This window comes from Collinsella sp. TF10-11AT, from assembly GCF_003437565.1.
In the GTDB taxonomy this organism is placed as follows: Bacteria; Actinomycetota; Coriobacteriia; order Coriobacteriales; family Coriobacteriaceae; genus Collinsella.
In genome coordinates, this window is record NZ_QSQW01000001.1 from 87,432 (window position 1) to 100,733 (window position 13,302).

14 protein-coding genes are annotated in these 13,302 nt (G+C 57.8%); all 14 read right to left on the bottom strand.

Features of this window, described 5'->3' with window-relative positions; all coding sequences use genetic code 11:
* Positions 1-3 precede the first annotated feature (3 nt).
* Entirely contained in the window at positions 4-702 is a 699-nt protein-coding gene (locus DXC99_RS00390) for a C39 family peptidase (RefSeq protein ID WP_117628900.1), read from the bottom strand.
* Complete coding sequence (locus DXC99_RS00395) at positions 680-1,090, bottom strand: phage holin family protein (RefSeq protein ID WP_117628901.1); 411 nt, start codon at positions 1,088-1,090, stop codon at positions 680-682. Before DXC99_RS00395 ends, DXC99_RS00390 begins: the two co-directional genes overlap by 23 nt.
* Positions 1,090-1,206 (bottom strand): CD1375 family protein, encoded by a 117-nt coding sequence (locus DXC99_RS10560; protein WP_255413300.1) that lies wholly within the window; start codon positions 1,204-1,206, stop codon positions 1,090-1,092. The genes DXC99_RS00395 and DXC99_RS10560 overlap by 1 nt, the downstream gene beginning before the upstream one ends.
* Positions 1,206-1,577 (bottom strand): hypothetical protein, encoded by a 372-nt coding sequence (locus DXC99_RS00400; RefSeq protein ID WP_117628902.1) that lies wholly within the window; start codon positions 1,575-1,577, stop codon positions 1,206-1,208. Before DXC99_RS00400 ends, DXC99_RS10560 begins: the two co-directional genes overlap by 1 nt.
* Positions 1,543-2,601 (bottom strand): RNA-directed DNA polymerase, encoded by a 1,059-nt coding sequence (locus DXC99_RS00405; protein ID WP_158551536.1) that lies wholly within the window; start codon positions 2,599-2,601, stop codon positions 1,543-1,545. Before DXC99_RS00405 ends, DXC99_RS00400 begins: the two co-directional genes overlap by 35 nt.
* Before the next feature lie 382 nt (positions 2,602-2,983).
* A complete protein-coding gene (locus tag DXC99_RS00410; protein WP_117628904.1) occupies positions 2,984-4,546 on the bottom strand; it encodes a hypothetical protein in 1,563 nt (520 codons plus the stop codon).
* 2 nt (positions 4,547-4,548) lie between these two features.
* Positions 4,549-5,349, bottom strand: a complete 801-nt coding sequence (locus DXC99_RS00415; protein ID WP_117628905.1) for a BppU family phage baseplate upper protein — start codon at positions 5,347-5,349, stop codon at positions 4,549-4,551.
* Entirely contained in the window at positions 5,349-5,774 is a 426-nt protein-coding gene (locus DXC99_RS00420; RefSeq protein ID WP_117628906.1) for a hypothetical protein, read from the bottom strand. Before DXC99_RS00420 ends, DXC99_RS00415 begins: the two co-directional genes overlap by 1 nt.
* 13 nt (positions 5,775-5,787) lie before the next feature.
* The gene (locus DXC99_RS00425; RefSeq protein ID WP_158551539.1) at positions 5,788-8,508 is read right to left on the bottom strand and encodes a phage tail spike protein; all 2,721 of its coding nucleotides are present in this window, start codon (positions 8,506-8,508) and stop codon (positions 5,788-5,790) included.
* The gene (locus DXC99_RS00430; protein ID WP_158551542.1) at positions 8,499-9,233 is read right to left on the bottom strand and encodes a distal tail protein Dit; all 735 of its coding nucleotides are present in this window, start codon (positions 9,231-9,233) and stop codon (positions 8,499-8,501) included. The genes DXC99_RS00425 and DXC99_RS00430 overlap by 10 nt, the downstream gene beginning before the upstream one ends.
* On the bottom strand, positions 9,223-11,997 hold the full coding sequence (locus DXC99_RS00435) for a phage tail tape measure protein (RefSeq protein ID WP_117628909.1): 2,775 nt from the start codon (positions 11,995-11,997) through the stop codon (positions 9,223-9,225). The genes DXC99_RS00430 and DXC99_RS00435 overlap by 11 nt, the downstream gene beginning before the upstream one ends.
* 81 nt (positions 11,998-12,078) lie before the next feature.
* The gene (locus DXC99_RS00440; protein ID WP_158551545.1) at positions 12,079-12,249 is read right to left on the bottom strand and encodes a hypothetical protein; all 171 of its coding nucleotides are present in this window, start codon (positions 12,247-12,249) and stop codon (positions 12,079-12,081) included.
* Positions 12,250-12,265: 16 nt separating this feature from the next.
* A complete protein-coding gene (locus DXC99_RS00445) occupies positions 12,266-12,679 on the bottom strand; it encodes a hypothetical protein (protein WP_117628911.1) in 414 nt (137 codons plus the stop codon).
* A 2-nt stretch (positions 12,680-12,681) separates the two neighbouring features.
* Positions 12,682-13,296: a major tail protein gene (locus tag DXC99_RS00450; RefSeq protein ID WP_117628912.1), complete on the bottom strand. Its 615-nt coding sequence runs from the start codon at positions 13,294-13,296 to the stop codon at positions 12,682-12,684.
* Positions 13,297-13,302 lie beyond the last annotated feature (6 nt).

Here is a 13,302-nt window from a genome sequence, read left to right on the forward strand (position 1 = left end):
GCATCATCCCCTCACCGCGTCGAATTGCATGAATTCGACGCTTAGAAGCTCATCTTTTGTCCATGTTTTGATTGAATTAGCGCTGTCATCGGGGTCGCGAAGCAAATAGGTGCCGTCGCTGTTAGAACGCCAAATCATCACGACGTGCGAGCCGTAAGAGCGCTCGCCCAGAGCGCCGGAAACGCCCGCGAACACAACCCAGCCGTCATCGACCGCGTTAAGCGCTTCTGCCGTCCCCCAAAACGTATCGCGGGCTTGCAGGTGGTAGGTTTTCGCCAGGTAATCGGAAAACTTAGCCATGTCGTTAACGCGGTCTGTCAGGCAGCTTTCGCCGACGAATGCCGCCAGAAGGTCGGGCGTTATCTCTTTGCTGGTTAGGTAGCTCAAGGCCATTGCCGCAGACGTAAGGCCGCAACCGTATGTGCCTATAGTCTCGTCAGAGTAGGTAACGTTTGCCCATTGAGGGTCTTTCTGCAAAAAGAGCGGCATATAGCCGCTCTTAGCGCTGGTTTTCGCGTTGTCGTATACAGGAAAAGCGGCTATATAACCGTCGCTATAGCCCTGCTTATACGTCTGAGCCGTCGCGTTAACGTCATCGTTGACATGCGAAACCGTCAGACCGAACCAAATGCACATGCCAACGGCGAAGCCAAGCAGAGCGGCAACGGCAAGCCTGAGACTAGCCGCGCTTCGCGGCTTCATCGGCAATCGCCTTCGTAATCTCGTCGGTGTCCGCGTGCTCGAAAATCTTCATGATCGGTGCATCGGCAAGCTCCGGGTAAGCTCGCTTGATATTCTCAAGGATGGAAGCAAACTCCATGCCGATGATGGCGATGCAAACGACGTAGACGGTAACGCCGCCGAAATCAAGCCCTGCGATGTGTGCGCCAAGAATTTCGATGCAGATAGAAAGCAGGATGATGAGCGACAGCGTGGCCTTATGTCCCAAGCCCTGGCGCATCGTCGAAGATTTGAAGTTATGGTTGAAAAGCGACTGGGCGATGCCGGTAACCATGTCGAAAAGCATCATGAGAAGCGCGCCGCCAATCGCCCAGATTTGCGGCTCAGTGAACGTGTAGATAGCTTCCATTATTCCTCCTTCGTGTCTGCATCAAGCAGCTTCTTAACCTCGTCGCGCCAGCGTTCCGGCACGCTGTCAAGCGTTCTCTTGCCAGCCTTCACGGCCTTGTAGTAGATCTTCGCCATTACTGCTCACCGCCTACCAAATCGCCGATTTCGAGCAGCGCCGCGTTGGTGTCCTCAAGCGCTGCGCGAGTGTCCTTAAGCTGTTCAATGAGCTTGTCGATTTGCTCAAGCTCGGTAAGCTCGTCATCCTCGTGAGCGTCCCAAAGCTCGTCGAATGCCGCCGTCACCTTTTCGACTGTCGGAACGCCGACGGCTACGAAATGCAGCTCGTCCGCTCGGTAGAACTCGATTGCCTTTTCGGCATCGGCTCCGTTGTCTGCAACGTCCTTCTCGATGTTTCGGCGAAGCCAAACATCGGCGGTCGCGCCGCCTGGCCGTGCTTCTACCATCACCGCATCAAGCGGCGTTGCGCTGCATGTCGCTACGCTCATGGTTGCCCCTTTCTGCCGCGCTTATGTGTGCGCGGGCTTTCTTGAATACCTTGCTGAAACCGTTGTCGCGCCATACGTCGGCGCAATCTGCATGGCGAAACCAGCCACCGTAGCTTGTTGCCCTACGCGCTCGCTTGAACGTCGGTGAGCGCCTATACCTGCGAAGCGCACGGCAGGCACGCAGGAAGAGAGAGCCGCGAAGCGTGGTGCGGTTCCTGCGCACCGTGTAGCCAACGACATCAACAGGCTCTTCGTCGCTTATGCGGCTTATCTTCCACGGCTTGACGTGCAGGCCGAAGCCCTTGAGCAGGAACCGTTGCAGCTTGCGGGTTGCGCTACGAAGATCGCGCTTGTCGCGCCCGAACAAATAAATGTCATCGGCGTACCAAAGCTGATGCGTCACAAGCGGAACGTTGGCGTTTCGGCGCACCTTGCGCATGTTCTCAACCTCGTGATAGCCGAAAGACAACACAAGCTGCGCCATCCGCAGGCTGAAATAGCTCCCGATTTCCAGCCCGCCGCCGTAGGTAGCGAGCAGCGATTCGGCGATATAGAGCACGTCGGGGCTTCGCACGTAGCGGCGAAGCAGCATCATCACCACGTCTGCCTTTATGGACGGATAGCACTTGCGAACGTCCATATGCACGTAGTAGCCGCCTTCCTGCGACCACCTGCGCACGGCGTGCGCGGCCATGAGCTGCCCTTTGCCGGGGACGCTCGAAACCTGCCAGAAGCCCACTTTGGCATCGATCAGGCGCGACATGGCGGTAACGGCCACGTAGTCGCAAACCTGCTGTTTGACGCTTTCAACGCCGATGATGCGCAGCTTGCCGTTGGTCGGCTCGCGGTGCCGGTATCGCTTTATCGGGCGGAACGTGAGCGAGCGGGTTTCGACCTCGCGCACGATCTCCTGAATCAGCGCCGAAGCGCTGCCGTGTTCCTGCTGAACGCGCCAGGCGTTCTTTTTGCCCGCCTTGGAATCAAGCCAGGATTCGTAGGCGGAAATGACAAGGGCTTCGTCCACGCGAAGCCCTTTGCAATAGCTCTTCAATTTTTTGACCTTATAACTCTCTGGATGTCGTGCGAGCGGTCGCGTTTCCGTTACTAGCCCGCTGGTCTTAAGACTGATTTCACTTCGTTAAGCCAGGCTGCCCCCGCTCGCCACCAGCGGCGGCGGGTAGTCGCGGCGGAAATAGATATAGATAGCTGGTTGTTTGAGATAAATCACCCAGGTAGGCGCGAGCCGATGTTCCACCAAGCATTGCCGGTGCCGTTGTTGCCGTTGACGTACCAAAGGCCAGCATTGCCCCTGTTCCTCAAGTTGCCGAGGGAAAGCCAAGAACATGACAGCCCACGCGCCGCGAATCCCTGCTTGTTTTTACAAAGGGGACAAGTCCCCTCGCGGCTTACGCCGCTTCACCCCTGGAGCGACCATTTGCAGAGCGGCGCGAGCCGATGTACCACCAAGCAATGCCGGTGCCGGAGTTGCCGTAGACGTACCAAAGGCCAGCATTGCCCCTGTTCCCCAAGTTGCCGAGGGAAAGCCACTCTCGCAGGCCGGTAACGGTGTCGGCAACCTTATAGTTGCCGTCGCAGATGCCCACCGACGTTGAAGCGCCGGTGCCTTGCTGCATCATAAGTCCGTTGACGGTCTTGCAATAAAGGCCGTAGTTCCAGCCTTCGGTTGCGGGGCCGGGGAAAGCGCCGCAGGAAAGAGCGCCAGACGCAAGAGCACCGCTCTTCTCGTTCTTGGTGTCTGGGTTGACCCAAACGGCGGTGCCGCTTCCCGTGTACTGGACAAGCACGTTTTGCAGAACCTCGTACATGCCCAAGCCAAGCTCGATGCCCTGCACAACGAACGGCTCTCGACCGCTGGTGCAGCTCGTCGGCGAACCGTCGCCCTCCACCATGTCGCAAGCGCCGGTGTTCCACGGCGCGGTAGACAGGTAATAGGTAGTCTCGACGTTGAACGGCTTTGCAACATCGAAGTAGAGCGCCGTGTTGGAATCGTCAACGGCAACCTTCTTGAGCACCTTAGCGCCGTTGAAGATGTCATAGTTGTAGCCGGTGCCACGGTCGGTGCTGGTGCCGGTATGCGTGCCGAACATCATTGCGGAGCCAACGGGAATGGCATCAGCTGTTGCATTTTTCACGACAACGCGCGTGGTATTCGTCTCGGCAAGCGTCGGGTTGACCTGCTCGGTGTGGCCGGTGCAGCCAGCAAAGACGCTCTGGCTGTTCTTTGTCGCGTACTTGAGCAGAAACATCGCCTTGACGTACCAATCATCGGCAGCGACCTTGAGCGCATCGCCGGTCGTGGCCGTCTTCATAAGGTTGATGCCCGAATCGTGGCTGATGCTCATGGTCTTGACGGTTGCGCCGCTCACGCTTCGCGGCTTGCCGTCGGCATCGACAGAAAGCGCGTACTTGGCATAGAGCATATAAGGGCGCTTAGCGCCGTTCGGCAGGTACGCGGCGGGCTGCGCCTTCATGCCCTGGTTCTGCGTGTCCGAAACGGTGAGGTTGACGGCATCGTCAGTCTCGGTTTCGAGCGTGTAGAGAACGGGTGTCATGATCCACGTATCGTCCTTGCGCGAAAAGCGCCCGTCACCGTCGATAGCCGTTACGTAGGGCGTGCCGTCAGCGTCAACGCCGCCGTTCACCTCGAAGAAGACGAAAGCGCCGTGGTTGACGTAAGGGTCGATTGCGGCGCGACCGATTACGCCGGGTTTCGGGTTGGCGATTCCCGCGTTTGCTCCCGTCTTGGTGCAGGCCGTGGCGTTGCCCTTCGGGATGCTCACGCCGTAGTTCTTGCCGTCGCGCATCTTCGCGAGCCAGGCGGCAAGCGAAGCGTTGGTGTAGCGGCCTGTTTCGGCATCGAAAATCGGCACCGTTGACGCGCCCATGCTCTCAAGCGCGACGGCCACGCGCTCAAGCGTCTCATGGTCTGCGATGTGGGTTTTTGCCATGCTTAATCCTCCGTATCGACTAGAGAGATGTAATCCGTATCGCCCACGGTGTCGTAGGCCAGATAGATGCGCTTGTCGGGGCTGATGGAGCCGCGCGCCTCCTCAGCCGCCTTGAGGGCTTCCGTTTTCGCATCGTTAGCGCCTTGCGCTGCGGTGTCGGCCTTTTCCGCCGACGTATTGGCCTTGCCTGCGGCGGCGGCTGCCTTTTCGGCCGCCGTGCTGGCATCGCCTGCGGCGGCGTTTGCTTTGCCGGTTGCAGCGCTGGCTTCGCGTGCGGCGGCGTTGGCTTTGCCGGTTGCCGTATCCGCTTTCGCTGCCGCCGTGTTCGCTTTTGAAACAGCGCCGTTTGCCGCCGTAACAGCCGCTTCGACGCTCTTTGCCGCCGTTTCTCCGCGCTTGATAAGGTCATCAATCGCGTTGTCCCACGACTGAGCGGGCTGCTGACCGTCTTTTGCGCTGCGCAGGATGTCCAGGGCGAAGCGCTCCGTTTGCGCCAGGAAATCGCCCTTTACAATCTCAAAATAGGCTTCGTCGGTGTAGCCAGGCACGCTTGCGAGCTTCGATTCGTCGCAAACATAGGTGATCGTGTTTCCGTTGACCGAAGCGCTGCCACGGTAGTAGTGGATTCGGTCTGGCAATCGGGCAACCAAAAAGGCGCTGTATCCCGACAACGCCAGCTCGCCGCCGTTGTCGTAGATAAGCGCCTTGATGGTAGTTCCTCCGCCCTCTCCCTGGGCGATGCTGATGCAGTTGTTGCCGCATCCTCGCTTGTTAACGTCAAGCTCGATTGTCTGCACGTTCATTAGGCATCGCCGCCGTCAGATTCGAGCGTCTTGAGGTTGGCAAGCGCCGTCATAAACCGCTCGATTGGGTCTTTCTGCTCGCTTGCCGCATCGCTTGTGGCAAGCGTGGCAACAGACGGGTTGACGATTTCGGCAAGCGCGGCGAAGCACTCCACGGTAGCGGCGGTGCGCTTATCGACGTAACTTGGCGCAACGATCTTGATGCCGTTGATGTACGGCTGCGGCTCCTTCACGTCGGCGGCATCCACAATCACGCGCTTTCCGTCGCTGTACTCGGCAATAATCACCATGCCGTTATCTTGAGCCTGCTGTAAAACGTCAGGGCTGAAATCATTGATATACCCCTCGACGTTGCCGATTGGGTCATGAACCAGGTAAGCGACGATCACGCTTGCCGTTGGGTTAACTGCTGTATCCTCGGCCATGTTTCCTCCTTAGCTAGAAACCTCTCGTGCAAAGTCCGTTGATGAACGGCATGTAGAACGATTTCAACGTGTAGATGTCCCAACCCTCGCCGGGGTTGTGGTCAAAGCCAGCTAGCCACAAAGTGCCGGTACCGGCAGTGGTTGAGGTAACCGACGTGCTGGAAGATTTCGCGACGGACATTTGCGGCGCTGACATGCGTATGATTCCCTCGGCCTGCAACTGCAAGCCATACGAGAGAGCGCCGGTGTTGATGTCGCGAACCGACGTGCTGTAGTCGATGAATCCGACGCTTCGCGTGCTGCTGTTATCGGTTCTGTATCCCCGCATCTGGCCAGAGCTGTTCAACATCGTGTAATAGTTCGTATAACCGCACTTGAACGTTCCGTTGGCCGTCATATAGTTGGCGGTCATGTAGTTGGTCGTTAGCTCGCCGCTCGTCAGGTTCCATTTGTTCCGACCTGCCTTGTCGGATATGATGCCGGTTGACATGTACGTTGCGTTTATATATAGCAGGCCGTTAGACAGGTAAACGCCCTGCGTCCTTCCGTTGTTCGTGAGACGGTTGAAAACCTTCTGCTGCGTCAGATTGTCATCATACGTATCGAGCAGACCTTGCGCCGTTGCCTTGGCGTTCGACTGCTCGATCATGCTTTTTGCCGTGCGCACGGTCGAACGGTACGTGTTGACAGTGCTTGAATACGTCGAAAAAGCCGATTTGTATTCAATCATCGCCGCATCGAGCTCGGCCTTATCTGCGCAAGCCGTTACCTTGCTTATCGCAGCTTTGAGGTTGTCATAAGCTCCATTCGTTCCAAAAGCGGCATCGTAGCGCGGAGTTAGAACGCTTGTCTTGTATTGCGGCAATAGAGCTGTGTTGCTTTTTAGCTGCGAATACTCGGTCGAAAGCTCGGATTGCTCCTTCTCGATGGTCTGCAAAATCTTGTTGACCGCCGCTTTCTCGGCTGCGGTCACAACGCCATCTTTCGCCAAATCGTCAACTGTGCCGTCAAGGTCGGTGAGCGAGCCTTGCAACTCTCCAAGCTTGGTATCCGTCTCGCCAAGCGAATCCTTGAGCTTGTCGATAGATTCGTTCGACTTCTTAAGCTCGTCCCCAACGTCCTTGATGTCCGTTTTGTTCTGCTCGCTGCGTTTGCTCAGGTCTTCTATAACGCCATCGACCGTCAAGCCGCCATCGCCGTACTTAGCGCCTGGCGAAAGCTGGAATTCTCCCGTTTCCAAATCCCAGTAGTTGGCTCCTACCTCGTCGGTGAGCAAGCCCGCACGGATGCGGTCTGCCCGCATCGTGCCAGCGTTGATGCAATCGGCGCTCACCTGAGCGCCGGTGATGAACGTGCGCCAATTCCATTGGCCGTCGCTTGTAAGCGACGCGGCAAGGCGAATGCCCATGCCGTTGATATTGACAGCCCACATGTCGGACGTTGCGTTGAGCGGAACGCCGGTTTCGGCATCCAGCGGAACGTTGGAGTAGATAACGCCAAGCTCGAACGTCTCGACCTTATACGTGCCGACGGCGTTGAAAGCCTTGTTAAGAGCCGCCATGAGCTGGTTGAGCCACGAGATGGACGTTCCAGCCACAGCATCGTAGTTAGCCCGCTGGTCGCTGCCTTTCTTTAGCTGCTGGGCCATAGCTTGGAAGATGTCGGCCAGGTCGTCGGTGAGGTTGCCGAACGTCACCGTGGCGTCTCCGGTAACCAGGTCGCGGGAAAGCTTTGAAACGCGCCCTTTTAGGCGGATGCCGGTATCGGAAAAGCCCTTGTCGATGATCGCCACGCAATCCCCGACGGCCACGCCCTCCCAGCTTCTCCCGAAAGCGAAAAGATCAAGCACGCTCGCTTCGTATGACACGGTGGGCGTTTTGACTGTCTCAAGGTAATCGCGCGTCTCGGCTAGCAGCTGCGCCGCATCCTCGCACTGCTCGTTAACGTATACGTCAACCGCAGGCGCGATGCCGCCGCTTCCGTCTGGATGCCCCCAGACCTCGGTAGCTGATGCATCCTCAACGTAATCCTTGCCGCCGTTGATTTCTCCGAACGTCAAACGGCGGCCATAGCCGCCGGTATCCGTCTCAACGCCCTTGCCGTAGCCATAAACCCTCGTCTTAGGGTTCGCGCTGCCGGTCTTGCGCTTGATGCTAATCAAGTCTTTAGTCCACGTGAAGCGCTTGGGGCTTTGCTGGTTTCCGCGCGTGGCCACCACGCGCACGTAGCGATGCGTTACCTGCACGCCGTCCGTCTCGATGACGGTTTCCAGCTCTCCGCCCCAGGTTTCCAGAAGGTCGCTCAAGCCCTCGCGAACGCTGATGTGGTAGAAGGTGTGCGAAGCGCTGCCGGGTTGGTCGCAGTTGCCGACTTCCCAGCGCGTGCCAGCGAGGATTGACGCAAGCGCAACGGCAACGCTGCCGGAAGGTCGCTTGTCCTCAATGTAATCGTCCCACGTCTCGTTGATGGAGTTGATGCACGTTACGCTGGTATACGGCTTGCCGCCGTCATCGTGCAGGCGCTCGATTTCATCAACGATGTGCTCATGCACAACACCTTGGCGGTCAACCCAAACAAGGCGCTCGCCCTTGGTCAAATCCTCGTCGCACGTGATCTTAAGCTCGTCGGTGCCGTCGGTAGCTTCCTCATGGGTCGCGGCGGTGTAGGTGAGCCGCCCAAGGTTAACGCCCCAGCGCGTGAAGCGGGTGAAGTTGACCTTGTTGATTAAAGCCATCTTTCCTCCCATTCCAAAAGCGCTGTGCCGCTAGAAATCTTGATGTGCGCACGGTCTTTGACTGTGAAAAAGTCGCTCATGATATTGAGCTGTGCGACGGAACCGTTAACCGTGACATGCTCTTTGTCGAAGTCCATTCGAACAACGCTAGAAGCCGTCAAAGGCTGCACCACCTCGACGAACTCCGCCGTGTCGGTGTTGGTGATGCGCCAAGAGCTGCAAGCTCCAGGCTTCGCCGTAAGCGTTAGCGCCGCAGGCAACGTGCCGCCGACGGCGAACGATGCCGCGCCGCTTACATCCATACGGCGGTGCTGGCCGTAATAGTCGGGGTCGCCGACGTGAAACGTCACGGTTGCCTTCGGGCAATCGTCGGTAATCTCATTGAGGTCTGTAGAGCCGCTGACAATCGCCATGAGGTAGCGCGTCGGGTCATCGGGCAGGTAAAGCGGCGCTGGCTCGTCAGACCAGAGCAGCGCCGCCAGATCGTGCCGCACCTTCTCCACCTCGCGGCGGTGCTCAGCGCGAAGCGTCATATCAACCTGCAAGTCATACCCAGAGCGCTTGGCGCGCTTGAAATACTCGCCGCTGCGTCCGGGCGCGTCCTCGAACTCAGCCGTAACGCTCGCCATTATCGGGCGGCGTATACGGCACGAGACAAGCGAAGACAGGTCGTGCCCGTTGAAGATGATTGAATCGCGCTGGTTGCGCTTTCTTTTAAGCTCCAACGGGCACCCCCTTCTGCTTAAGCTTGCTGGCAATGCCAGCTCCGATTTGCTGACCGGCAGTGTAAGCGTCCACCTTATCTGCAATGGTCGCGTTGACGGTAACTGCCACCTGAGCGGCAGCGCCGCCAAAACCTCGGTAAAGGTTCATCGCACGCGCGATGCCAGCTTCCACGCTCTCCTGAACGCTGGTGCGCAGCTTGGCATCGGGCGCGACGTGCTCAAGTCCGGCTTCGCCAACGCCGATGATTGACGGCTTGTCGAACGACGCGCCCTTTGCGTACCAATTGACGCTGATTGACGGCAGTTTCACAACGCCGCCGATGTCGCGCCAGTTGACGTTGAAGTGCGGCATATTGATGTGTGGCAAACTGATTCGAATACCGCTGAAAGCATTTTGAATCTTGCCGGGAATGCCGCTGATGAAGTTCCAAGCATCGTTAATCGGGCTGGTTATGCTGTTCCTGATGTTGCCGAAGACGTTAGCGACGGTGCTACCCAAGCCGGGGAAGCCCAGCTTTTCGTCAATCGCGTTGCCAGCGTTTATCGCGTTGGCCTGCGCGTTTGACATCTTCGTTTGGATGTTGTCCTTGATAGCGTTGAAGGCCGTTGCCGCCTGCTGCTTCGCGCCGTCCCAATCTCCGTTGAGCGCGGATTTCAGAGCGGAAGAAGAAGCGGAGGCCACGGCTTGGCCTGTTTGCATGTCGTTTTGAATGGTGTCCTTGATGCCGCCGAAGTACGTTGCCGCCCCGTCTTGCAAAGACTGCCATTTTTCGGAAGCATCGCTTTTCAGCTGCTCCCATTTTTCGGACGCTCCCTGGGCAATTTCCGAAGCCTTCGATGTCACGGCTTCCTTTGCCCCCTCAATCTTCTCGGAGATGATGGACTTCACGCCTTCCCACTTCTCGGAAGCCCCGTCCTTGATTTCCTGCCACTTGTTGGAGCAATCGGACTTGAAGCCTTCCCACTTCTCGGAAGCCTGAGTTGTGAAATCCTGGATTCCGCCGGTCACGGTAGACCAGATGCCGCCGAAGAAGTCGGCAGCGCCGCCGAAGAAATCGCACACGCCTTGCCATGCGTTTTGAACGCCTGTGCAGAAGCCTTCCCAAGCTTGCTTTCCCTCGTCGGTCGTGGTGACCCACGTGACGATAGCCCCGACGATCGTAGCGATAAGACCAACGACAACCATTATCGGGTTTGCGGAAAGAACCGCGCTGAACGCCTTGAAGCCCTTCGATGCCGTCTTAAGGCCGTATGCGAAAGCAGGCAGGCCGCTAACGACTTTGCCAACGCCGGTTGCAACAACGCCGAAAGCGATACCACCTTCAACGAGCTTCGCCGCAAGCTCCTTTTGCTCGGGCGTTAGGCTCTTGATCCACGTGCCGAAGCTCTTGACCGCGCCCGCCGCATCCTCGACAACCGGCGCGAACTGCTCGCCGATGTCGGCACCGGCGAGGGTGATTTCCTTGATAGCGCCCTTCATCTTGTCAGACGCGGTGGTAGTCTCGTCCTTAAGTCCCTGCACGAACCCTGCGGCATCGTCCATCGAGCCGCCAAGGTTGCTCATGTTGATTCGCCCGGATTCGGCAGCGTCGATGAACGACGTTGCCGCCTTGCTGCCGAAGAGGTCGAAAGCCTTCGCGGTAGCTTCGGACTGCTTGGCCGGGTCTTGGAGGTCTTGAACCAACCCGTTGAGCATATCGCCCATGTCGGTTCCCTCTTTGGCGCAATTGGCAGCAGCCTTCTTAAGGCCGGTAAGCATGCCATCGACCGGAACGCCTGCGGCTTCGAAATTGCCCATCAGGGTAATGGAATCTTGCAGGCTCAAGCCCATTTCGCGGAACGTCGCGCCGTTGGTGTTAACGCCGTTAGTGAGGGCATCGACGCTAACGCCGGTAGCGGTGGAAACACTTGCGATGTGGTCAAGCAGGTTTCCCGTCTCGCTCTGGTCAACGTTCCATGCCTTCATGGACATCGCCACGTTCTCAACGGACTTCGAAACGTCGGAATCGGTCACCTTGGCAAACTTGAGGAACTTGGTAGATATATCGTCAAGCTCGTCACCGGTCACCTGGAAATGCGTGTTAACATCGCCGACGGCTTGGCCTACGGTGTTGAAGTCTCCCGGCGCTTGCGCGGCAACGCTCTTGACGCTGCGGCGGATTTCCTCGGCCGCATCGCCGATCGCGCCAGCTCCCTTGATGGCGATGTTCTCGCCCTCCTCAAGCTGGCCGAAAGCGCCGTATGCCGCCGTGGCGATGCCGCCGAACGTCGCGGTTGCCTTGGTGCCTACGCTGCTGATTTTCCCGCCGACGGCCTGGAACTTGTCAGCATTGCCTTCGATGGTCTGCCCAAGCTGGTAAAGCTTTCCCTTGCTCGCTTCGGCTTCGGTCGCAGTCTCCTTGAGCTGCTTGCCGTAGCTCTCCAAATCCTTCTCGCAAGCCATGATGGAACGTTGCAGCTGCTCGTATTGACGCTGCTCGGTCTCGGTCAGCTGCGCGCCGCTCTGCTTCTTGGCGTCAAGCTCGGCAAGAGCAGCCTTATAGGCCGAAAGCCGGTCTTTCGTCTCGTTGTAAGCCTTATTGAGCGAACGTACTTTCTGCTCTAAAAGCTCGGTGTTGCCAGGATTGAACTTGAGCGACTTGTTTATGTCCTTGAGGTCGCTTTGCGTGGCCTTCGATTCGGTCTGAATCTTCTTGAGCGCAGATTGGAGCTGCGTCGTATCGCCGCCGAACTTGATCGTCAAGCCCTTGTAGCTTACGGCCATGCCGTCACCTCCCTATGTTGTCAAAGTGCGCGATAAGCGCATCAATTTGCGCACCGCGAAAGGTGCGCAAACGTGCTGCGTTTACCCGAAGAAGAAAGCTTCGCCGTCCGATGCGGCCTTGTCCTCGTCCGCATACGCCACGGCATCGTTAACGAAGTCGTGCAGCTCCATAACGTGCATGACCTGCTCATACGTCAGGCATTGCAAATCCGAAATCGTCAGGCCGCATTGCTGCGCGTTGTAGATATACAACGCTCCTGCATCGTCCTTAAGCTCCTGCGGCAGCTCCGGCATCGGCGTTTTCGGCGGGCGCGGGTGCCACTTGCGTGGCGCTGCGAAAGTAGTTGGCCTGAATCAGCTCCCACACCTTGTTAGACCAGCTTTCATCTGCCGACAGGTCGAAAGCCTGTTCAGGCAGCGTGCCAAGCCAAACGCTGAAACCTGAAACGTTCTTGTCGGCGGTCTTGCAGAAAGCCCAGAAGAACTGAGCCATTGAGAGGAACGGCGGAACCTCGTTGGTTTCGATGCCGTCCATAATCTCGGAAAGGCCGTCGTTGATGTCCTTCGCGCGTGTGTGGCCGTTCTCCTTCATGTAGCGGAACTCGCCGTTGTAGATGATCGGCGTGAAAGCCGTGACGGCAACGGGGAACTCCTTCTCGCCAATCTTGATGATGTCCGCCATGATTACTCAGCCGCCCCGAACACCGTAGACGCGTCAAGCTCGGCGGGCTTAAGGTCAACCTTGACCTTCTCGAAGAACTTATCCCAGTCTGAATTGTCGCTGTATGCGTCGTAATGGCATCCGCGCCAGCCGGTCGGCAGCGTGACGGGCTTCCACTCGAAGTCGATGTCAAGCTGCGTGATGTCGGGCTTGTCTTCAAGGGTCTTAGCGTCCATGGAGGGCTTGGAAGCCTTGCACATGAGATAGCAGCGACGCTTGCCGGTGGTCTTGCCGCTCTGCTGGCACATGAGCGCAAAAGGCATCGGGTCTTTGTCTGCCGTACCCAGGATGTGCCCTGCTTCGTCGATGTCGTAGCCGGAAATCAGCGCAAGCATCTTTCGAAGCTCGGGCGTGGACTCCATGTCGCGAACGGACATGGTGCCGTTGCCGCCGTTGTCGTGGTTGTCATCAATCCAGATTTCATCGTCGGCATAAGCCTTTGCGTTCTGGACGCTCGGCGTTGCCTTAATCTCCACCGTGCCGGGGACGTGGTAGGGCTTGAGGAACTTCAAAGCCGCTTCGTCCGGGCAAAGCGCCAGGTGCAGGTTCTTCACGCCGAAAAATCCGTTTCGTGGCATATCTCT

Bases quoted from the DNA above. Each gene is read 5' to 3' on its own strand.
- DXC99_RS00390 (WP_117628900.1), bottom strand. From the start codon at position 702: ATGAAGCCGCGAAGCGCGGCTAGTCTCAGGCTTGCCGTTGCCGCTCTG.
- DXC99_RS00395 (WP_117628901.1), bottom strand. From the start codon at position 1,090: ATGGAAGCTATCTACACGTTCACTGAGCCGCAAATCTGGGCGATTGGC.
- DXC99_RS10560 (WP_255413300.1), bottom strand. From the start codon at position 1,206: ATGGCGAAGATCTACTACAAGGCCGTGAAGGCTGGCAAGAGAACGCTT.
- DXC99_RS00400 (WP_117628902.1), bottom strand. From the start codon at position 1,577: ATGAGCGTAGCGACATGCAGCGCAACGCCGCTTGATGCGGTGATGGTA.
- DXC99_RS00410 (WP_117628904.1), bottom strand. From the start codon at position 4,546: ATGGCAAAAACCCACATCGCAGACCATGAGACGCTTGAGCGCGTGGCC.
- DXC99_RS00415 (WP_117628905.1), bottom strand. From the start codon at position 5,349: ATGAACGTGCAGACAATCGAGCTTGACGTTAACAAGCGAGGATGCGGC.
- DXC99_RS00420 (WP_117628906.1), bottom strand. From the start codon at position 5,774: ATGGCCGAGGATACAGCAGTTAACCCAACGGCAAGCGTGATCGTCGCT.
- DXC99_RS00425 (WP_158551539.1), bottom strand. From the start codon at position 8,508: ATGGCTTTAATCAACAAGGTCAACTTCACCCGCTTCACGCGCTGGGGC.
- DXC99_RS00435 (WP_117628909.1), bottom strand. From the start codon at position 11,997: ATGGCCGTAAGCTACAAGGGCTTGACGATCAAGTTCGGCGGCGATACG.
- DXC99_RS00445 (WP_117628911.1), bottom strand. From the start codon at position 12,679: ATGGCGGACATCATCAAGATTGGCGAGAAGGAGTTCCCCGTTGCCGTC.
- DXC99_RS00450 (WP_117628912.1), bottom strand. From the start codon at position 13,296: ATGCCACGAAACGGATTTTTCGGCGTGAAGAACCTGCACCTGGCGCTT.